This is a genomic window from Streptomyces sp. NPDC001219 (assembly GCF_053597915.1).
Window position 1 is genome coordinate 1 of sequence record NZ_JBSFJF010000028.1, and the last position, 22048, is coordinate 22048.

At 73.4% G+C, this 22048-nt stretch carries 2 protein-coding genes and 1 pseudogene; all 3 read right to left on the reverse strand.

Annotated elements, in window-relative coordinates; translation table 11 throughout:
- Window positions 1-9674 (reverse strand): type I polyketide synthase (locus ACWC9R_RS19730; RefSeq protein ID WP_450733220.1); only part of this gene is annotated, 9674 nt, incomplete at its 3' end.
- A 93-nt stretch (window positions 9675-9767) separates the two neighbouring features.
- Window positions 9768-9821 (reverse strand): annotated as a pseudogene (locus ACWC9R_RS19735) (polyketide synthase docking domain-containing protein); the annotation flags it as partial.
- 56 nt (window positions 9822-9877) lie between these two features.
- Window positions 9878-21763 carry an SDR family NAD(P)-dependent oxidoreductase gene (locus tag ACWC9R_RS19740; protein WP_450733144.1) on the reverse strand — a complete coding sequence of 3962 codons (11886 nt, stop codon included), beginning with the start codon at window positions 21761-21763 and terminating at the stop codon, window positions 9878-9880.
- Window positions 21764-22048 lie beyond the last annotated feature (285 nt).

Sequence of the window (22048 nt, forward strand, 5' to 3'; positions counted from 1 at the left end):
ACATGCCGCGCCTGACTCAGGAACCGGAACGCCTCAGGAGCCTTCCGCACATCCCACGCCGTCACCGGCAACGGCTCCAGCACACCCCCCTCGAAGAGACCGACAAGTGCGGTCAGCATCTCCCCGATTCGCTCGGGACCGGCGTCAAAAACATCGAACGCCTGGTAGCGCACGCCCTCATGCTCCGCCGCCACCTCCCCCGGCTCACGGACATCCGTCTTGCCCATCTCCAGGAAACGCCCACCCCGCGGCAACAACCGCAACGAGGCATCCACGAACTCCCCCGCCAGCGAATCCAGCACCACATCCACGCCCCGGCCACCACTCGCCGCCAGGAACGCCCCCTCGAAGTCCAGATCACGCGACGAAGCGATATGCGCCTCATCCAGCCCCAGAGCCCGAAGCGTCCCCCACTTCCCCGGACTCGCAGTGGCGAACACCTCCGCACCCAAATGCCGCGCCAACTGCACCGCGGCCATCCCCACACCACCCGCACCGGCATGCACCAACACGGATTCACCTGCCTGGAGACCACCCAGCTCCACCAGCGCGAAATACGCCGTCAGGAACACCACCGGAACCGACGCCGCCTGCGCGAACGACCAGCCCTCCGGAACCCGGACCACCATCCGCTCATCAGCCACCGCCACCGGACCGAACGCAGACGGGAACAACCCCATCACCCGGTCCCCCGGAGCGAACCCGGTCACTCCCGGACCGACCTCGGTCACCACCCCGGCGCCCTCGATGCCCAAGGGCCCGGCGTCGCCCGGGTACCTGCCGAGCACGTTCAGCACATCGCGGAAGTTCACCCCGGCCGCCCGCACAGCGATGCGTACCTGGCCGGCCTCCAGCTCGTCCGCTGCCTCGGGCCGCCGCACCAGGCGCAGGCTCTCCAGCGTGCCCTCGGCGGCGTTCTCAAGGCACCAACCGTCCTGCGGCAGGCACGGCACCGTCAGCTCGTCCCGCCGGATGTTCATGCTCAGCCTCGGCAGATGGGCCGTGCCGTTCCTCAGGGCGAGTTCGGGCTCTCCCGTGGCCAGGGCAGTCGGCAGTGCCGCCAGCGAGGCTTCCGTGCCGTCCACATCCACCAGCACGAAGCGGTCGGGGTGCTCGACGCGTGCGGCGCGGACGAGGCCCCAGACCGTGGCCTGTGCGGGGTCGGGGTGCTGGAGTTCCGCCGGGACGGCGTTCCGGGTCACCACCACGAGGCGGGTGGCGGAGCGGTGGTCGGATTCCGTCCATTGCTGTATGCAGGCCAGGGCGCGGTGCGCCGCTGCGCGCGCGGCCGCCGGAGTCGCGGCGGACTCATCGGTGGCGGTGTCGAGCCGCAGCGCGACGAACGCCGGCAGGTCATCGCCCGGTGCGGCGCCGAGGTCGTGGAGGTCGCCAAGGTCGTGGAGGTCGACGAGGTCGACGGGTTCCGCGGCGGTCTCGGGCGCCGGGGTCCAGTCGACCCGGTACAGCGCGTCGGAGTGGGTGCCGCCCTGCCGGGCGCGGCTGAACAGTTCCGGCGTCATCGGCTGGCGGGTGAGGGAGGCGATCTCCGCCACCGGTTGTCCTACGGCGTCCGCCAGTTGGAGCGACACCTCGCCGCCCGCGCTCGTCGATATTCGTGCCCGGAGCACGGTGGCTCCCAGGGCATACAGCTTCACGTTCTGCCAGGAGAGCGGCTGCTGTCCGAGGTCGGCGGTCTGGTCCGCTTCGAGTGCCAGCGCGTGGAGGACGGTGTCCAGCAGTGCGGGGTGCAGCCCGAAGGACGAGGCCTCCGCCGCTTCGGGGATCTCCACCGTGGCGAAGAGGTCACCGTCACGCCGCCATACGGCGCGCAGCCCGCGGAAGGCCGGACCATAGGCGATCCCGGCGTCGGCGAAGGCCTCGTAGAGACCGTCGGTCGGGACGGGCCGGGCTCCTTCCGGGGGCCACACGGCGAAGTCGAAGGTCTCGCGGTGCCGGCCCGCTCCGAGCACGCCGGTGGCGTGCCGGACCCATGGTTCCTCCGCGACACCGGTGCTCCCGATCCGGCAGGAGTGGAGGGTGAGTGCGCGGGCGCCGTGGAGGTCCGGCTCCTGGATGCGCATCTGCAGCTGGACGGCTTCGTGTGCCGGGAGAACCAGGGGGGCTTCGACGGTCAACGACTCGATGTGGTCGCATCCGGCCTGGTCGGCGGCGCGGAGTGCGAGTTCCAGGAAGGCCGTTCCGGGCACGAGGAGGGAGCCGTCGACGACGTGATCCGCCAGCCACGGGTGGTCCTGCGCGGTGAGCCGTCCGGTGAAGACGACGGAGTGCGAGTCGGCAAGCGTCATGGTGGCCGCGAGCAGTGGATGTTCGGCCGCCTGCAACCCCGCCGAACCGAGGTTCGTGGCGTTGGTGTGGCCCAGCCCGAGCCAGTAGCGCTGGTGTTGGAAGGCGTAGGTGGGCAGATCCGTGTGGTGGGCGCCGGTGCCGGTGCCGGTGCCGGTGCCGGTGAAGAGGGTGGCCCAGTCGACGGTGACTCCGCGGGCATGGGCGTGGCCGAGGGCGGTGAGGAGTCCCGTCACCTCCGGGCGGTCCTTGCGGAGGGCGGGCACGAGGAGGTGGTCCGCGTGACCGTCGAGGCATCCCTGCGCCATGGCGGTCAGGGTGCCGTCCGGCCCGATCTCCAGGAACCGCGTGACTTCGTGCTCCTCCAGCCACCGGATGCCGTCGGCGAAGCGGACGGCGCCGCGGACATGCCGTACCCAGTAGTCGGGTGAGGTCAGTTCCGTTGCCGTGGCGAGTTCGCCGGTGACGTTCGAGACCACCGGGATGCGGGGTTCCTCGTACGTGACGCTCTCCGCGACCGTCCGGAACGCGTCGAGCATCGGCTCCATCAGCGGGGAGTGGAAGGCATGGCTGACCTGGAGCCACTTCACCTTGCGGCCCTCGGACTCGAAATGCCCGGCGAGGTCCGCGACGGCGGTCTCCTCGCCGGAGATCACCACTGCCTGCGGGCCGTTCACGGCGGCAATGCTCACCCGCTGCTCGTGACCTGCCAGCAGCGGCACCACCTCGGCCTCGGTGGCCTGGAGCGACACCATCGCGCCGCCCGGCGGCAACGCCTGCATCAGCCGGCCGCGTGCCGCCACCAGACGGCAGGCGTCCTCCAGCGTCAGGACGCCCGCCACATGGGCGGCCGCCAACTCGCCGATGGAGTGGCCCACCAGGTAGTCCGGCCGGACACCGAAGGACTCCACCAGCCGGAACAACGCCACCTCAACGGCGAACAGCGCCGGCTGTGTGAACTCCGTCCGGTGCAGCGCCGCCGCGTCTGCCGCCGCGTCCGCCGCCCTGTCCTCCTCTGCGGCTCCGTCGGCGGCGAAGACCACACTCCGCAGGGGCGACGTCAGCTCACCGTCGAAGTGGGCGCACACCGCATCGAAGGCCTCCGCGAACACCGGGAAGTCCTCGTACAACTCCTGGCCCATTCCCGCGCGTTGGGCGCCCTGGCCGGTGAACAGAAAGGCGAGGCCGCCTTCGGAGGTGGCCAGGCCTGCGACGATGTTTCCCTGCGGTTCGCCGCGGCCGAGCGCGTTCAAGCGGTCGAGCAGGGTTTCCCTGTCCTCGCCGAGGACGACGGCCCGGTGTTCGAACGGCGACCGGGTGGTGGCGAGCGACCGTCCCACGTCCAGCGGGTCCAGTTCGGGCCGGTCCGTGAGATGCGCCGACAGGCGCGCGGCCTGCGCCCTCAGGGCCGCCTCGCTGCGTCCGGACAGGACCCAGGGCACGAGGGACGGTGCGGGTGTCGGGGAGGGCGCGTCCTGCGGTTCGTCGGCAGGGGGCTGTTCGAGGATGACATGTGCGTTGGTGCCGCTCAGGCCGAAGGACGACACACCTGCCCGGCGGGGCCGGTCTCCCTCCGGCCACCGCACGTCATCGGTGAGCAGCCGGACGTGGCCTGCCGACCAGTCCACATGGGAGGACGGCTCGTCCGCGTACAGCGTCCGGGGCAGGACTCCGTGCCGGAAGGCCTCCACCATTTTGATGACGCCCGCGACACCCGCTGCCACCTGGGTGTGCCCGATGTTGGACTTCACCGAACCCAGCCACAGCGGGCGGTCCGCGTCGCGGTCCTGGCCGTAGGTGGCCAGGAGTGCCTGTGCCTCGATCGGATCGCCCAGCCTGGTGCCCGTACCGTGGCCCTCGACCGCGTCCACGTCCGACGGCGACAGCCCCGCGCCGGCCAGTGCCTGCCGGATCACCCGCTGCTGGGAGGGGCCGTTCGGTGCCGTCAGGCCGTTCGACGCACCGTCCTGGTTCACGGCGCTGCCGCGTACGACGGCCAGCACGCGGTGGCCGTTGCGCCGGGCATCCGAGAGGCGTTCCACCAGCACCATGCCGGCGCCCTCGCCCCAGCTGGTGCCGTCCGCGGCCTCCGCGAACGCCTTGCAGCGGGCGTCCGCGGCAAGGCCCCGCTGCCGGCTGAACTCGATGAACGCACCCGGTGTGGACATCACGGTCACTCCGCCGGCGAGGGCGAGGTCGCAGTCGCCCGAGCGCAGGGACTGCACCGCCAGATGCAGGGCGACCAGCGACGACGAGCATGCCGTGTCCACGGTCAGGGCGGGCCCTTCCAGGCCCAGCGCATACGCCACCCGGCCCGACACCACCGCGCCGGAGCTGCCGGTGAGCAGATGGCCCAGGAGGTCGTCGGGCATGTCGCCGGCGCCCGACCCGTAGCCCTGGTAGCCGCAGCCCACGAAGAGTCCGCTGCGGCTGCCCCGTAGCGACAGGGGGGCGATGCCGGCCCGTTCCACGGCTTCCCAGGAGATCTCCAGCAGCATCCGCTGCTGGGGGTCCATGGCCAGTGCCTCGCGTGGTGAGATCCCGAAGAAGCCGGGGTCGAAATCGCCGGCGCCGCGGACGAATCCGCCCTCGCGCACATAACTGGTGCCCGGGCAGCCGGAGTCGGGGTCGTAGACGGCGTCGAGGTTCCAGCCGCGGTCCTCGGGGAAGGGCGTGATGGCGTCGCCGCCGTCGGCGATCAGCTTCCAGAGGTCCTCCGGGGACCGTACGTCCCCGGGGTAGCGGCAGGCCATGCCCACGATGGCGATCGGTTCCCCGTCCGCCGCTACGGGGTGCGCGAGTGCGGCGGTGTGCTGCTCCCCGAGGTCTCCCAGGAGTTCGGTGCGCAGATGACGCGCCAGTGCCAGCGGCGTCGGATGGTCGAAGACGAGTGTCGGGGACAGGGGCAGCGAGACGGCCGCGGAGAGGGTGTTGCGGAGTTCGACCGCGGTGAGGGAGTCGGTGCCGAGTTCCTGGAAGGTGCGGGTTGTCCCGACGTCTTCGGAGCCCGGGTATCCCAGCACGGTGGCGGTGGTCCGACGTACCAGGCGGAGCAGGTGTTGTTCCTGTTCGGCGGGGGTGCGCAGGGCGGCGAGGAGGCTGCGGACGCCTTCGGCCCCGGTGTCCTGGCCGGGGTTCCGGCCGGCGGCTTCGGACAGTTTGCCGAAGAGCGCGTTGCGGCCCGCGGGGAAGGTGTCCCAGTCGATGTCGGCGATGACGAGGTGGGTCTCGCCGTGGTCGAGTGCCTGCTGCAGCGCGACGAGTGCGGTTTCCGGCTCCATGGGCGGCAGGCCGGCGCGGCTGAGCTTCGCGCGCAGGGTGGGGTCGGCGGCCATGCCGTCGTGTGCCCAGGGGCCCCAGGCGATGCTGGTCGCGGGCAGGCCGTGGGCGCGGCGGTGCTGGGCGAGGGCGTCCAGGCCGGCGTTGGCCGCCGCGTAGTTGGCCTGTCCGGCCGCGCCGAGGGTGCCCGCGAGGGAGGAGAAGAGGACGAACGCGGTCAGGTTGTGTGCGCGGGTCAGTTCGTGGAGGTTGGCGGCGGCCTCGGTCTTGGGGCGCAGGGCGGTGGCGAACCGCTCGGCGTCCATGGTGGCGAGGGTGCCGTCGTCGAGGACGCCTGCGGTGTGGAAGACGCTGGTCAGCGGCTGATCTTCGGGGAGTGAGGCGAGGAGCTGGGCCAGTGCGTCGCGGTCTGCGGGATCGCAGGCGGCGAGGGTGGAGCGGGTGCCGTGGGTGGCGAGTTCGGCGACGAGGTCCTGGGCGCCCGGGGCGTCGGGGCCCCGCCTGCTGATGAGCAGCAGATGTTCGGCGCCTTCGCGGGCCAGTCGGCGGGCGAGGGCGGAGCCGATGGTGCCGGTGCCTCCGGTGATCAGGGTGGTGCCGGCCGGGGCCCAGGCGGTCGATCCGCTGGGCTGCTCGGGGTGGGGGGCCCGGACCAGCCGGCGGGCGAAGAGGCCGGAGGTGCGGAGGGCGAACTCCTTGCCGTTCCCGGTGTCGTGGCCGGGGCTGTGGAGTACCGCGCACAGGCGGTCCAGGGCGCGGTCGTCGAGCTGTTCCGGCAGGTCGACGAGGCCGGTCCAGTGGTCGGGGTGTTCGATGGCCGCGGTGCGGCCGAGGCCCCAGAGAGTGGCCTGACCGGGGGCGCTGAGCGGGTCGGAGCGGCCGATGCTGACGGCGCCGCGGGTCGCGCTCCACAGCCGTACGGGGGCGTCGGCGCCGAGCACTGCCTGGAGGAGCGCACCGGTCAGGGCGAGGGCGGCGGGGGTCTCGGGGTGGTGGGTGTCGCGGGCGGTGCCCAGGCCGAGGAGGGAGAGGACGTTGATCTCGTCCGGGGCGCGGTCCGCGTCGCGGTCCCGGTCGCGGGCCTCCTCGATGCGTTGTGCGAGGTGGTCGGCGTCCGGGGGCAGGTTCAGGGTGGTGACGGTCGCGCCGTGCCGGGCGAGTGCGGTGGTGAGGGCGTCGGCGACGGGCTGGTGGTCCTCCGGGCCCTCGGCGGGGACGACGAGCAGCCAGTGGGCCGGTGCGGTCGTGGTGGCGTGCGGCTCGACCGGCTCCCAGTGCTCGGTGTACCGCCAGGTCCGGGCGGTGGAGTGCTGTTGCTGGTCGCGGTGGAAGGCCGCGAGTGCGGGGACGACCGGTTCGAGGAGGGAGCGGTCGAGGCTGAGGCTGTCGGCGAGTTCGGGCAGGTTCTGCTGCTCGACGGCGGTCCAGAACGCGGAGTCGGCCGGCCGGCTGCCGGGCGCGTCGTCGGGGGGTGTGGCGTTGAGCCAGTAGCGGGTGCGCTGGAACGCGTAGGTGGGGAGGTCGACGCGGCGCGCGCCGGGCAGCAGGGCGGCCCAGTCGAGGGGGGCGCCGGAGAGATGGAGTCCGCCGACCGCGGTGAGCAGGCTTTGGGCCTCGGGGGTGTCCTTGCGGAGGAGGGGGGCCAGCAGCCGGTCGCCGTCAGGGAGGCAGGCCGCGGCCAGCGCGGTGAGGGTGCCGTCGGGGCCGAGTTCGACGAGCCGGGTGACGTGGCGTTCGGCGAGGGCCCGGACGCCGTCGGCGAAGCGTACGGCCTGGCGGGCGTGGCGCACCCAGTAGTCGGGGCTGCACAGTTCGTCGGGGGTGGCGAGGCGGCCGGTGACATTGGAGATGACGGGGGTCCGCGGCTGCCGGTAGGTGAGGTCGCGGGCGGTGGTGCGCAGGTCCGCCAGCATCGGGTCCATGAGCGGCGAGTGGAAGGCGTGGCTGACCCGCAGTCGGGAGACCTTGCGTCCCAGGTCCCTGAAGTGTCCGGCGAGGGTGTCCACGGTGGCTTCGTCGCCGGCGATGACGGTGGCCTCGGGGCCGTTGACCGCGGCGATGCCCACCCGGTCCGCGGTGTCCGTCAGCAGCGGCCGCACCTCGGCTTCGGTCGCCTGGAGGGAGGCCATGGCTCCGCCGGGCGGGAGTGCCTGCATCAGCCGGCCGCGGGCCGCCACCAGCCGGCAGGCGTCCGGGAGGGACAGCACGCCGGCGCAGTGTGCGGCGGCCAGTTCGCCGATCGAGTGGCCCATCACGACGTCGGGCTGGATGCCCCACGAGGTCAGCAGCCGGAAGAGGGCCACCTCGAAGGCGAAGAGGGCGGGCTGGGTGTTGCCGGTGCGGTCCAGCTGTGCCGGGTCGTCGCCGAAGACGGTGGCGCGCAGCGGCAGTTCGAGCTCCGGGTCGAGGTGTGCGCAGGCGGCGTCGAAGGCCTCGGCGAAGGCCGGGAACGTGTCGTACAGCTCGCGGCCCATGCCGAGGCGCTGGGCGCCCTGCCCGGTGAACAGGAACGCGGTCTTGCCGCGGAGGGGGGAGCCGGTGAGCGCACCTGCGGCGTCGGGTCCCTCCTCGGCGAGTGCGGCCAGCTTGCGGTGCAGTTCGGCGGGGCCGGTGCCGAGCAGGACCGCACGGTGCTCGAAGGCGGACCGGGAGGTGGCGAGCGAGTAGGCCAGATCCCGCGGGTCCGTGTCGGGGTGGGCCTCCAGGTGGGTCAACAGACGGCCGGCCTGTGCCCGCAGGGCTTCCGCGCTGCGGGCGGAGAGCACCCACGGGAGGTGCGGAAGGCGGGCCGCGGTGTGGTGCGGGGCTGCTTCGGCGGCCTGTTCCCGGCCCGCCGCGGCCGGTTCCGGGTCGTCCGGGGAGGGAGCCGGGGCCTCCGGGGCCTGTTCCAGGATGGTGTGCGCGTTGGTGCCGCTGATGCTGAACGACGAGACGGCGGCGCGGCGCGGCCGGGCAGCATCCGGCCAGGTCACGGGCTCGGTCAGCAGCCGGACGTGGCCCGCCGACCAGTCCACGTGGGTGGAGGGCCGGGCGGTGTGCAGGCTCTGCGGCAGGACGCCGTGCCGGAGCGCCAGCACCATCTTGATCACGCCGGCCACTCCCGCGGCCGCCTGGGTGTGCCCGATGTTGGACTTCACCGACCCCAGCCACAACGGCCGGTCGGCGTCGCGATCCTGACCGTACGTCGCGAGCAGCGCCTGTGCCTCGATCGGGTCACCCAGCGTCGTACCGGTGCCATGTGCCTCGACGGCGTCCACGTCGGCGGCGGTCAGCCCGGCGCCGGTGAGCGCGGAGCGGATCACCCGTTGCTGGGCGGGGCCGTTGGGGGCGGTGAGGCCGTTGGAGGCACCGTCCTGGTTGAGGGCGCTGCCGCGGAGCAGGGCGAGCACCGGGTGGCCGTTGCGGCGGGCGTCGGAGAGCCGTTCGACCAGCAGCATCCCGGCGCCCTCGCCCCAGCCGGTGCCGTCGGCGTCGTCGGAGAACGGCTTGCAGCGGCCGTCGCCGGCGAGTCCGCCCTGCCGGTCGAACTCGACGAAGGCGGCGGGAGTGGACATGATCGCGACCCCGCCGGCAAGGGCGAGGTCGCATTCGCCCGCCCGGAGGGACTGCGCGGCGAGGTGCAGCGTGACCAGCGAGGACGAGCAGGCGGTGTCGACGGTGACGGCGGGGCCTTCGAGGCCGAGGGCGTAGGCGACCCGGCCCGAGACGACGCTTCCGGTGGTGCCGGTGAGGATGTGCCCTGCGACGCCCTCGGGGACGTTGCCGCGCAGCCCGGCGCCGTACTCCTGATTGCTGCAGCCCGCGAAGACGGCCGTGCTGCTGCCGCGCAGCGTCGTCGGGTCGATGCCCGCCCGCTCCAGCGCCTCCCAGGACACCTCCAGCAGGAGCCGCTGCTGCGGGTCGGTGGCCAGTGCCTCGCGCGGGCTCATACCGAAGAACTGCGGGTCGAACGCGTCGGCGGTGTGGACGAAACCGCCACGGGTGGCGGCCACATCGAGTGCGCTCAGGTCCCACCCGCGGTCGGCGGGGAACTCCGACAGCGCGTCGACGCCCCCGGCGAGCAGCTGCCAGTACTCCTCGGGAGTCTGCACACCGCCCGGGAAGCGGCAGCTCATGGCGACGATGGCGAGGGGTTCACCGGCGGCGTCGACCAGCTGCTGATTCTGTTTGCGCAGCCGGTCGTTCTCCCGCAGCGAGGCCCGGAGGGCTTCGACGATCTGATCCGCGGACGTGGCCATTGGTCAGCTCTCCATCATTCCGGCTTCGTCAGGTGGGTGCGTCGGGACGGCGGTGCTCAGCCGTCCGCTGCGCCGAACGCGAGGCGCACAAGGTCGTCGACTTCCATGCTTTCGAGGGCGTCCGGGGCGGGGGCGGAGTCGACGCGGCCCTCGCGGCCGGTGCCGGACGTCGTCGCCTCTGCCAGCGCCAGCAGGTCATCGAGCAGTCCGGCCGCCCGCAGGCGTTCGACGGGGATGGCGGCCAGGGCCTCCCGTACCGCTGCGTCGTCCTCCGGTACGGCGGCCTGCCCCGCGGGATGACCGGGGGCCAGCTCCGCGCACAGGTGGTCGGCGAGGGCCAGCGGAGTGGGGTGGTCGAAGACGAGCGTGGCGGGCAGCAGGGCGCCGGTCGCGGTACCGAGCCGGTTGCGCAGCTCCACCGCGGTCAGCGAGTCGAAGCCGAGGTCCTTGAACGACTGCTGGTCACCGACCTCGGCCGCGGAGGCATGACCGAGTACCGCGGCGACCTGGGCGCACACCACGTCGAGTACGGCATGGTGCGCCTCGTCGCGGGTCAGAGTGGCGAGCGTGCGGGTCAGTGTCTCGGCGGAGCCCGCTCCGGCGGGTGCCGCCGCAGCCGCGGCCACCGTCCGGCGAGGTGCGGTCGGCAGGAGGCCGCTCAGCAGCGGTGGTACGGGCCCGCCCGAGCCCAGGGCGCGGCGGTCGACCAGCATCGGCAGCAGGGCTGCCTCGGGCCGGCCGAGCGCCGCGTCGTGGAGGGCGAGCCCGCGCTCGGGAGGCAGGGCGGGCAGGCCGGCGCGTGCCATGCGCTGCAGGTCGGCTTCAGTGAGTCCGCTGGTCATGCCCGTTGACCGGGACCACGGCCCCCAGGCGAGCGAGGTCGCGGGCAGCCCGGCGGCCCGGCGCTCGGCGGCGAAGGTGTCGCAGAAGGCGTTGGCGGCCGCGTAGTTGGCCTGTCCCGGCGCGCCGAACACACCGGCGGTCGAGGAGAAGACGAGGAACGCCGCCAGGTCCTCGTCACGGGTGAGTTCATGCAGATGGACCGTGGCATCGGCCTTGGGGCGCAGGACCGCGGACAGCCGCTGCGGGGTGAGCGAGGTGACGACGGTGTCGTCGAGTACGCCTGCGGTGTGCACGACGGCGGTGAGGGGGTGCTCCTTCGGCGCCGAGTCCAGCAGCCCGCTCAGTGCCTCGCGGTCGGACACATCACACGCCACGACCTCGACCTCGGCACCCAGCCCCGCCAGCTCCTCCACCAAGGCATCCGCCCCCGGAGCCTGCGGACCCCGACGACTCGCCAGCAGGAGATGACGTACGCCGTGCTCGGCGACCAGGTGCCGGGCCACCAACGCCCCCAGGCCACCCGTCCCACCCGTGACCAGCACCGTCCCCTCCGCATCCAGCGGAACGGGCATCGTCAGCACGACCTTGCCCACATGCCGCGCCTGACTCAGGAACCGGAACGCCTCAGGAGCCTTCCGCACATCCCACGCCGTCACCGGCAACGGCTCCAGCACACCCCCCTCGAACAACTCCCGCACCTGCGCGAACATCTCCCCGATCCGGTCAGGGCCCGCCTCGATCAGATCGAAGGCCTGATAGCGCACACCCTCGTGGCCCGCCGCCACCTCCCCCGGGTCACGGACATCCGTCTTGCCCATCTCCAGAAAGCGCCCACCCCGCGGCAACAACCGCAGCGACGCATCCACGAACTCTCCCGCCAGCGAATCCAGCACCACATCCACGCCCCGGCCACCACTCGCCGCCAGGAACGCCCCCTCGAAGTCCAGATCACGCGACGAAGCGATATGCGCCTCATCCAGCCCCAGAGCCCGAAGCGCCCCCCACTTCCCCGGACTAGCAGTGGCGAACACCTCCGCCCCCACATGACGCGCCAACTGCACCGCGGCCATCCCCACACCACCCGCACCGGCATGCACCAGCACGGATTCACCTGCCTGGAGACCGCCCAGCTCCACCAACGCGAAATACGCCGTCAGGAACACCACCGGAACCGACGCCGCCTGCGCGAACGACCAGCCCTCCGGAACCCGGACCACCATCCGCTCATCAGCCACCGCGAGGGGGCCGAAGGACTGGGGGAACAACCCCATCACCCGGTCCCCCGGCGCCAGTCCAAGGACGCCCGGACCGGCCTCCGTCACCACGCCCGCCCCCTCCAGGCCGAACGCTCCGGCATCTCCCGGGTACATGCCGAGCACGTTCAGCACATCGCGGAAGTTCACCCCGGCCGCCCGCACCGCGAGGCGCACTTCGCCTCGTCCCAGCGGTCGTGTGGCGTCGTCGTGGGGCATGAGGGTGAGGTGGTCGAGGGTGCCCTTGCCGGTCATGCCGAGGCGCCAGCAGGTGCCGTCGACGGGCTCGCGCAACGCGGTGCCGTCGTGGACGGGGGCGACCCTGGGCAGGTGCACGGTGCCGCCGCGGACGGCGAACTGGGGCTCGTTCGTGGCCAGTGCGGCGGGCAGTGCGGCGTACGAGGTGTCCTGGCCGTCGAGGTCGGCGAGGACGAACCGGCCGGGGTGCTCGGACTGCGCCGAGCGCACCAGGCCCCAGATGGGGGCAGCCGCGGCGTCGTGGTGGGTGGTGCCGGGGGCGTCGACGGCTCCCCGGGTGACGAAGACGAGGCGGGCCGCGGCGGGCGGGTCCGTCAGCCATCGCTGGACCAGTGCGAGTGCGCCGGTCGCCGCCTCGTGCGGGTCGGTGGCGGGGAGTTCCACGAGGACGGTGCCGGTGGTCTCGTGGAGAGCGGACGGACCGGTCAGCCGGGTCACGGTCCGGCCCGCGCCGTCCAGGCCGCCGGCGAGGGCCTCGCTGTCCAGGACGTGGAGGCGGGCCGGCTCCTCGGGCGGCGTCGTGGGCGTCGGGGCCACGGGCCAGTCCAGGTGGTAGAGGGGATCGGAGGGCCGGGCGGAGAGCGCGAGGTGGTCGGTGGACATCTCGCGCAGCGTCAGTGACGCGATGTCGGCGACGGGCCGGCCTTCGGCGTCGGCGAGGGTGAGGGCCACGGTGCCGGGTGCGGACAGGTCGCAGCGGACCCGCAGCTGCGTCGCCCCGGTGGCGTGGAGCTGCACCCCACGCCAGGAAAAGGGCAGCCGTCCGCTCTCGGTGTCCTCCGTCGGCAGGAACGCGGACGCGTGCAGAGCGGCGTCGAGCAGCGCCGGGTGGAGCGCGAAGCGGTCCGCGTCCTGGTGTGCGGGCTGGGGCAGGGTCACCTCGGCGAGTACCTGGTCGCCGTGGCGCCAGGCGGCACGCAGTCCCTGGAAGAGCGGTCCGTAGTCGAACCCGCCCGCGCTCAGTCGCTCATAGAGGTCCTCGACCGGGAGCGGCTCGGAGCCGGCGGGCGGCCAGGCCGACGGGGCCGGTGCCGTGGGCTCCGGGTGGGCGGCGGAGAGGGTACCGGTGGCGTGCAGGGTCCAGGGCTCTCCGGGAGCCGGGTCGACGTGGCGGGCATGGACGGTGAAGGGCCGGCGGCCCTGGCCGTCGTCGGCGCCGAGGGCCGCCTGCAGGTCCATCGGGTCCCGCTCGGCGAGTACGAGAGGACTGACCAGGGTCAGGTCCTCGACGTGGGGGCAGTCGGCCCGGTCGCCCGCCAGGAGGGCGAGTTCGAGGAAGGCCGTACCGGGGACGACAGCGGTGCCCGCGAGAGCGTGGTCGGCGAGCCACGGCTGGTCGCGTACCGAGAGCCGGCCGGTGAACAGGTGGCTGCCGTCGGCGAGTTCGACGGTCGCGCTCAGCAGCGGGTGGCCGGCCGGGCTGACGCCCGCGGTGGCGAGGGCCCGCGGGGTCGGCCAGTAGCGCTGTCGCTGGAAGGGGTAGGTGGGCAGGTCGGTGACGGCCGTGCGTCCAGGGCGGGCGTTGGCGACGGCGGACCAGTCGAGGTCCGCGCCGTGGACCTGGGCGCGGGCGAGGCCGTCGAGCAGCGAGCGGGACTCGGACGTCCGGTCGCGGAGCAGCGGGATGACGGCCGTGCCGGTGGAGTCGGGGGGCAGGCAGCCGGCTGCCATGGCGGAGAGGGTGCCGTCGGGGCCGAGTTCGACGTAGCGCTGTACGCCCTGCTCGGCGAGTGCGCGGACGCCGTCGTGGAAACGGACGGCGCCCCGCGCCTGACGTACCCAGTAGTCGGGGAGGTGCAGTGCGGTGGCGACCTCGCCGGTCAGGTTGGACACCACGGGGATGCGCGGCTCGTGGTAGGTGAGCCCCTCGGCGACCGTGCGGAACGCGTCGAGCATCGGGTCCATGTGCGGTGAGTGGAAGGCATGGCTGACCCGGAGCTGCTTGGTCCTGCGGCCGTCGGCGGCCAGCCGTTCGGCGATCCGGCTCACCGCGGGACGGTCGCCGGAGAGCACGACGGAGCCGGGGCCGTTGACGGCGGCGATGCACACCTGCTGGCCGAGTCCGTCGAGCAGCGGCAGCACCTCGGCCTCCGTCGCCTGGACGGCGACCATGGCGCCGGTCTCCGGGAGTTCCTGCATGAGCCGGCCGCGGGCGGCGACCAGCGCGCAGGCGTCGGGCAGGGAGAACACCCCGGCGAGGTGCGCGGCGGTCACCTCGCCGATGGAGTGGCCCAGCAGGTAGTCGGCGCGCAGACCGGCCCTTTCGCCGAGGCGGTGGAGGGCGGTCTCCATGGCGAACAGGGCGGGCTGGGTGTACTCCGTCCGGTGGAGCAGACCGTCGGTGTCGTGGAACATGACGTCGCGCAGCGGTCGGCCGAGAGAGTCGGCGAAGTGCTCGCAGACCTCGTCGAGGGCCTGGGCGAACACCGGGAAGGCCTCGTACAACTCCCGCCCCATTCCGGACCGTTGTGCGCCCTGCCCGGTGAACAGGAAGGCAGTGGGTGCGCCGGGACGGACCACGCCGTGGGCGGCTCCGGTTGCCGGCTCCTCGCCGGAGGCCAGTCCGCCGAGGGCGGAGAGCAGGGTGGCGCGGTCGGTGCCGTGGACGACCGCACGGTGCTCGAAGGAGGCGCGGGTGGTGGCCAGGGCGTGGCCGACGGCCGCGACGGGCAGCTCCTCGTGGCGTTCGGCGTGGGTGTGCAGGGCCGTGGCCAGGGCGCGGAGCGCCTCGGGGCTGCGGGCGGACAGCGGCCAGACGACCGGCAGCGCGGTGGTGCCGGCGGCGGCCGGTGTGTCCGGCTGCGCGCCGTCCGCCGGTGCGGCGGGCCCGGCCGGTTCCGGGGTGGCCGGTGCGAGTTCCGGGGTGGCCTGTTCGAGGATGAGGTGCGCGTTGGTGCCGCTGAAGCCGAAGGAGGAGACCCCGGCTCTGCGGGGGCGGCCGTGATCGGGCCACGGGAGGGGGGCGGCCAGGAGTTCCACGGCGCCTTCGGCCCAGTCGACGTGGGACGAGGGCGCATCGATGTGCAGCGTCCGCGGCAGCAGGCCATGGCGTATGGCCTGCACCATTTTGATCACCCCGGCCACGCCGGACGCGGCCTGGGTGTGTCCGATGTTGGACTTCACCGACCCGAGCCGGAGCGGCCGGTCAGCGGGGCGCTGCTGGCCGTAGGTGGCGAGCAGCGCCTGTGCCTCGATCGGGTCGCCGAGGGTGGTGCCGGTGCCATGTGCCTCGACGGCGTCGACCTCACCGGCCGTGAGCCGGGCGTCGGCGAGCGCCGCCCTGATCACCCGTTGCTGGGAGGGGCCGTTGGGCGCCGTGAGGCCGTTGCTCGCGCCGTCGGAGTTGATGGCGCTGCCGCGGACGACGGCCAGTACCGGGTGTCCGTTGCGCCGGGCGTCGGACAGCCGCTCGACCAGCAGCATCCCGGCACCCTCGCCCCAGCCGGTGCCGTCGGCACCGTCGGCGAAGGCCTTGCAGCGGCCGTCGGCGGACAGCCCGCGCTGGCGGCTGAACTCCAGGAACGCGGCAGGGGTCGACATCACGGTGACACCGCCCGCCAGGGCGAGCGAGCACTCCCCCGACTGGAGGGCGCGTACGGCCCAGTGCAGGGCGACGAGCGAGGAGGAGCATGCCGTGTCGACGGTGACGGCCGGGCCTTCGAGGCCGAAGGAGTAGGCGATCCGGCCGGAGACCACGCTCGCCGCGTTGCCCGTTCCCAGGTATCCGTCCACGGCCTCGGCGGCGTTGCCCAGGACGGTGGTGTAGTCCTGCCCGTTGGTGCCGGCGTAGACGCCCGTACGGCTGCCGCGCAGGGAGTGCGGGTCGATCCCGGCCCGCTCGAACGCCTCCCAGCAGACCTCCAGCAGGATGCGCTGCTGCGGGTCCATGGCGAGGGCCTCGCGGGGCGAGACACCGAAGAATCCGGCGTCGAAGCGGTCGACTTCGGTGAGGAAGCCGCCCCGGCGGGTGTACGTGGTTCCCTCGTGCTCGGGGTCGGGGTCGTACAGTGCCGCGGTGTCCCAGCCACGGTCTTCGGGGAACTCCCCGATGGCGTCGCCGCCGGCGGCCAGGAACTCCCAGAACGCGTCCGGTGTCCGGATGCCGCCCGGGAAACGGCAGCTCATCGCCACGATGGCGACGGGCTCACCGGCTGTCGTGGCGTCGGTACCTGATGCGGTCAACTCCTTTGTATCGCCGAGCAGTTCGGCCAGCAGGTAGGTGGCGACGGCCGAGGGCGTGGGGTGGTCGAAGACCAGGGTGGCCGGCAGCCGGAGTCCGGTCCGGCGGCCGAGCGCGTTGCGCAGTTCGAGGGCGGTCAGGGAGTCCAGGCCGAGATCCTCGAAGGCCCGGTCGGCGTCGACCCGGCCCGCCGAGCTGTGGCCGAGGACGGTGGCGATCTCGGCGCGTACGAGGTCGAGGACCTGGGCGTGGCGCTCTTCCGGTGCCAGGGCGGCCAGTTCCCGGGCCGCCGGGGTCCCGGCGCCCGCGCCCCGTCCGAGCGCCGGGGCCGCGGTCCGCTTGGCGGGACGGCCGGCGAGTTCCCGGAGCAGGGGGGCAACCGCGGGGCCGCTCCTGCGGATCGCGGCGACATCGAGCGGCACCGGGACGGGTACCGCCCGGCCCTGGGACAGACAGCGGTCGAACAGGGCGAGGGCCACCTCGGTGGACAGCGCGCCGACACCGCCCCGGTCCATCCGCCGCCGGTCCGTCTCGTCGAGGCGGGCGCTCATCTCGCTGCGCTCCGCCCACATGCCCCAGCCGAGGGCGAGGGCCGGGCGGCCCTCGGCGCGGCGGCGGTGGGCGAGCGCTTCCAGAAAGGCGTTACCGGCGGCGTAGTTGCCCTGGCCGGGACCGCCGAAGGTGGCGGCCGCCGAGGAGAACAGGACGAAGGCCGACAGATCGAAATCCCGGGTGAGCCGGTCGAGGTTGACCGCGGCATCGGCCTTGGGGCGCAGGACGGTGGCCATCCGCTCGGGGGTCAGGGAGGAGATCACCCCGTCGTCGAGCACACCGGCGGCGTGCACGACCGCTCCCAGAGGGTGTGCTTCGGGGAGGGTGGCAATCAGGTCGACGAGGGCCGCGCGGTCGGCGACGTCGCAGGCGGCGAGAGTCACCCGGGCACCCAACTCACGCAATTCGGCCGCCAGTTGGACGGCACCAGGTGCGGCGTCCCCGCGCCGTCCGACGAGCAGCAGATGGCGTACGCCGTGGCCGGTCACCAGGTGTCGGGTCACGGCGGCGCCCACGGTCCCGGTGGCCCCGGTTACCAAGACGGTGCGGAACGCGTCGAAGCGGGCCGCGGCGGTGGGGTGCTCGGCGGTCCGGGAAGGCTGGGGAAGCCGGGTCAGACGAGGGGCCAGGATGCGCGCGGCGCGGACGGCGAGCTGCGTCTCCCCCGACTCCACGGCCGCGCTGACCACGGCGGTGGGCAGGGCATCGCCGTCGCCGTCGGTGTCGGCGTGGGCGTCCACGTCCACCAGCAGGAAGCGGTCGGGGTTCTCCGACTGCGCCGAGCGCACCAGGCCCCATACCGCGGCGGCGGGCAGGTCCGTGACGGTCTCGTCCGGGGAGGTGGCGACGGCGCCCCGGGTGAGGAAGACCAGGCGTGCGTCGGCGAGGCCCGGCCGGGCGAGCCAGTTCTGCAGCAGCGTCAGGGCGTGCACGGCCGAGATGTGGGCGGCGTCAGCCGGTTCATCGGACTCGGCGACCGGGGCCACGTCGGCGGTCCGCCAGGGCACGACGACCAGGTCGGGGGCGTCGGCGCCCTGTTCCACGGCCGTGGCGAGTGCGTTCAGCTCACCGTGGAACGCGGGTTCGTGCGCGTCGGCTCCGGCCCCTTCTGCGTCGGCCCCGGTCCCTTCCGCTTCGGCGCCGGCCCCTTCCGCCCCGAGGACGGCGATCCGGCAGGGCCGCTGCTGCGGGGTGGGCGGCCGCAGCCCGGTCCACTCGACGGTGAAGAGATCGTCGCGGCCGTCGGGGCCCGGCGGCGGTCCGAACTCGGTGGCGGGTACGGGGGTGACGGAGCCGAACGAGGCGACCGGCTCGCCGAGTTCGTCGGTGAGGTGGATGTCCAGACCGCCGTCGGCCGCGGGCGCGAGGCGGGCGCGCACCGATTCCGCGGCCACCGCGTGCAGCACGCAGTCACGCCAGGACACGGCGACGGCGTCGGGGTGCCCCGCCGCCGGGAGTGCCTGGAGCACGGCGTCGAGCAGCGCCGGGTGGAGGGCGAACCGGGCCGCGTCGCCGCGGTACTCCTCGGGCAGTGCGGCCTCGGTGAACACCGTGTCGCCCTGTCGCCAGACGCTTCCCGGCCCGCCGGACGGGTGGCCGTGCGGGGCCGCGTCGTCCGCCCGCGCCGTGCGGAGCGGGTCGGTGTCGACGGGCGGCCAGGTCCGCAGGTCGTGGCCGGGGAGTGGGGGCGACTGCGCGGTGAGCGTGCCGTGGGCGTGCCGGGTCCACGGCGTCTCGTCGTCCGGCCGGTCGGCGGGGCGGGAGTGCACGGTGAGGGTGCGCTGCCCGCCCGGTTCAACGGCGGCGTCGAGTACCACCTGGATCTCGACGGCGGAGTGCTCGGGCAGGACGAGGGGAGCGTCCACCCTGAGTTCGGCGAGGTGCTCGCAGCCGGCGACCGCGCCGAGGTGCAGGGCGAGGTCGAGGTAGGCGCTCGTGGGGAGCTGGACAATGCCGTCGGCCGCCTGGTCGGCGAGCCAGGGGTGTGCGGAGGGCGTGAGGCGTCCGGTGGAGACGAGGGCGCCGCGGTCCGCCAGTGTGATGGCGGTCGGCAGCAGGGGGTGTTCGCCCTTGCGGTGCGCGGTGGCCGCGTCGGGGGCCAGCCAGTAGCGCTCGCGCTGAAAGGCGTAGGTGGGCAGGTCGACACGGTCAGCGGCGGGGAAGAGCCGGTCCCAGTCGGGGCTCGCGCCGCGGGTGTGCAGCGCGCTCAGGGCGGTGAGGACGCTGTGGGTTTCGGCCCGCTCCTTGCGCAGAGCGGGGACGAGAAGATGGCCGGTGTCCACGTCGAGGCAACCCTGGGCCAGGGCGGTGAGCGTGGCGTCGGGGCCGATTTCGAGGAAGCGGGTGACGCCGCGCTGCTCCAGTGCCCGGATGCCGTCCGCGAACCGCACGGCCTCGCGTACGTGCCGCACCCAGTACTCGGCGGTCCCCAGGTCGGTGGCCGGCTCCCCGGTCACGTTGGAGATGACCGGGAACTGTGGCTGATGGAACGTCACGCCCTCTGCCACCGCACGGAATTCGGCGAGCATGGGGCTCATCAGCGGGGAGTGGAAGGCATGGCTGACCCGGAGTCGCCTGACCTTGCCGCCCTGCTGCTCGAAGTGCCGGACGAGCCGGGTGAGCGCGCCCTCGTCGCCGGCCACGACGGTCGTCCGGGGTCCGTTGACGGCGGCGATGCTCAGCCGTTCACCGGTATCGGCCAGCAGCGGCAGCACCTCGTCCTCGGCGGCCCGGAGGGAGAACATCGCGCCGCCGGGCGGCAGTTCCTGCATCAGGCGGCCGCGCGCTGCCACGAGCCGGCAGGCGTCCGGCAGCGAGAGGACACCGGCGACATGCGCGGCGGCCAGCTCCCCGATGGAGTGGCCGAGCACGAAGTCGGGCGCCAGGCCCCAGGATGCGACGAGCCGGAAGAGTGCCACCTCGAAGGCGAACAGGGCGGGCTGGGTGTAGCCGGTCCGGTCCAGCGCGGCCGCTTCCCGGCCGAAGACGACATCCGCGAGCGGCTGGGGCAGCTCCGGGTCGAGGTGGGCGCAGATCTCGTCGAAGGCCGCCGCGAAGACGGGGAACGCCGCGTGGAGCTCACGACCCATCCCTAGTCGCTGGGCTCCCTGGCCCGCGAAGAGGAACGCCGTCTTGCCGCGGCCCGCCGTTCCCCGGACGGCTGCGGTGTCGTCCCCCTGCGCGAACCTGGTGAGGCGCTGCAGCAGTTCCTCGCGGTTCTCGCCCAGCACCACCGCGCGTTCCTCGAAGGCGGTACGGGTGGTGGCGAGCGAGGCGGCGATCTCCACGGTGCCGACGGTCTCGGGCAACTCACCGATGTGGGCAAGCAGTTGATGCGCCTGCGCCCTGAGGGCCGGTTCGCTGCGGGCGGAGAGTACCCAGGGCACGACCGGGAGCGGCGTGGCGGGGCGCGGCGCCTCGGCGTCCTGCTCGGCGGAAGGGGCGGGCTCCGTCGCGTCCGGGCCGGTCTCGGCGGGCGGGGCCTGTTCGAGCACAGCGTGGGCGTTGGTCCCGCTGACCCCGAAGGCCGAGACCCCGGCGCGCCGTGGCCGGTCGGTGTCGGGCCAGTCGACGGCGTCGCCGAGCAGCCGGACCTCGCCCTCGCTCCAGTCGACGTGGGTGGAGGGCCGCTCGGCGTGCAGGGTGCGGGGCAGCACGCCGTGCCGCATCGCCTGCACCATCTTGATGACTCCGGCGACACCGGCCGCTGCCTGGGTGTGGCCGATGTTGGACTTGACCGTGCCGAGCCACAGCGGGTGGCCGGCTTCCCGTTCCTGGCCGTACGTGGCGAGCAGCGCCTGTGCCTCGATGGGGTCGCCGAGGGTGGTGCCGGTGCCGTGCGCCTCCACGGCGTCCACGTCGGACGCGGTCAGCCCGGCGGCGGTGAGCGCCGCGCGGATGACCCGCTGCTGGGACGGTCCGTTGGGGGCGGTCAGTCCGCTGCTCGCCCCGTCCTGGTTGACGGCGGTGCCCCGTACGAGTCCGAGGATGCGACGGCCGTTGCGGCGGGCGTCGGAGAGCCGTTCGAGCAGGAGCAGGCCGGCGCCCTCGCCCCAGCCGGTGCCGTCGGAGTCGTCGGAGAAGGCCTTGCAGCGGCCGTCGGCGGACAGCCCGCGCTGGCGGCTGAACTCCAGGAAGGTGACGGGGGTGGACATCACCGTCACGCCGCCGGCGAGGGCGAGGGAGCACTCGCCCTGGCGCAGTGCGTTGCAGGCCAGATGCAGGGCGACCAGTGAGGAGGAGCAGGCGGTGTCGACGGTCACCGCCGGGCCTTCGAGGCCGAAGGTGTAGGCGATCCGGCCGGAGGCGATGCTGGCGGCGCTGCCGTTGCCCAGGTGTCCTTCGAGGCCGGCGGGCGGCTCGGTGAACCGCGAGCCGTAGTCGTTGTACATGACGCCGACGAACACCCCGGTGGGGCTGCCCTTGAGGGCCTGCCGCCGCAGACCTGCCCGTTCGAACGCCTCCCAGGACGTTTCGAGGAGCAGGCGCTGCTGTGGGTCGGTCGCCAGTGCCTCGCGGGGCGACATGGCGAAGAAGTCCGGGTCGAAGTCGGCGGCGTCGTGGAGGAAGCCGCCTTCCCGGGTGTAGCAGGTGCCTGGGTGAGCGGGGTCCGGGTGGTAGAGGGAGTCCACGTGCCAGCCGCGGTCCTCCGGGAAGGGGGTGATGCCGTCGGTGCCGTCGGCGACCAGCTGCCAGAGGTCTTCCGGCGAGCGCACTCCGCCGGGGTAGCGGCAGCTCATGGCCACGATCGCGATGGGCTCGCGTTCGCGGGCCTCCTTGTCCCGCAGACGCTTGCCGGTGCGGTGGAGGTCCGCTGTCACCCGTTTCAGATAGTCGCGGAGCTTTCCCTCGCTCACAGTTCAGCTCCCTTCCCCGGACCGCTCGGCGGACCGGCGGCCTGCCGCACACCGGCGGCCGCCACGCTGGAATCCTCTATTCGCTGATCACATTCTGTGGGCGTGGATCGGCCGATCAGCGCGTCGGCCGGTGACTCTAAGAGAACCCCTAGGAGGTGTTCCGGCAGCTTCGACGGCATGCCCGGGAGCCCGCCGGCACCGGCTCAGGGTGTCCTGCGGGAAAGGGGGCCACGGCTTGGGCCTGCCTGCTGAAGTGCTGCCGGACGGTACCGGCTCCGGCGGCGC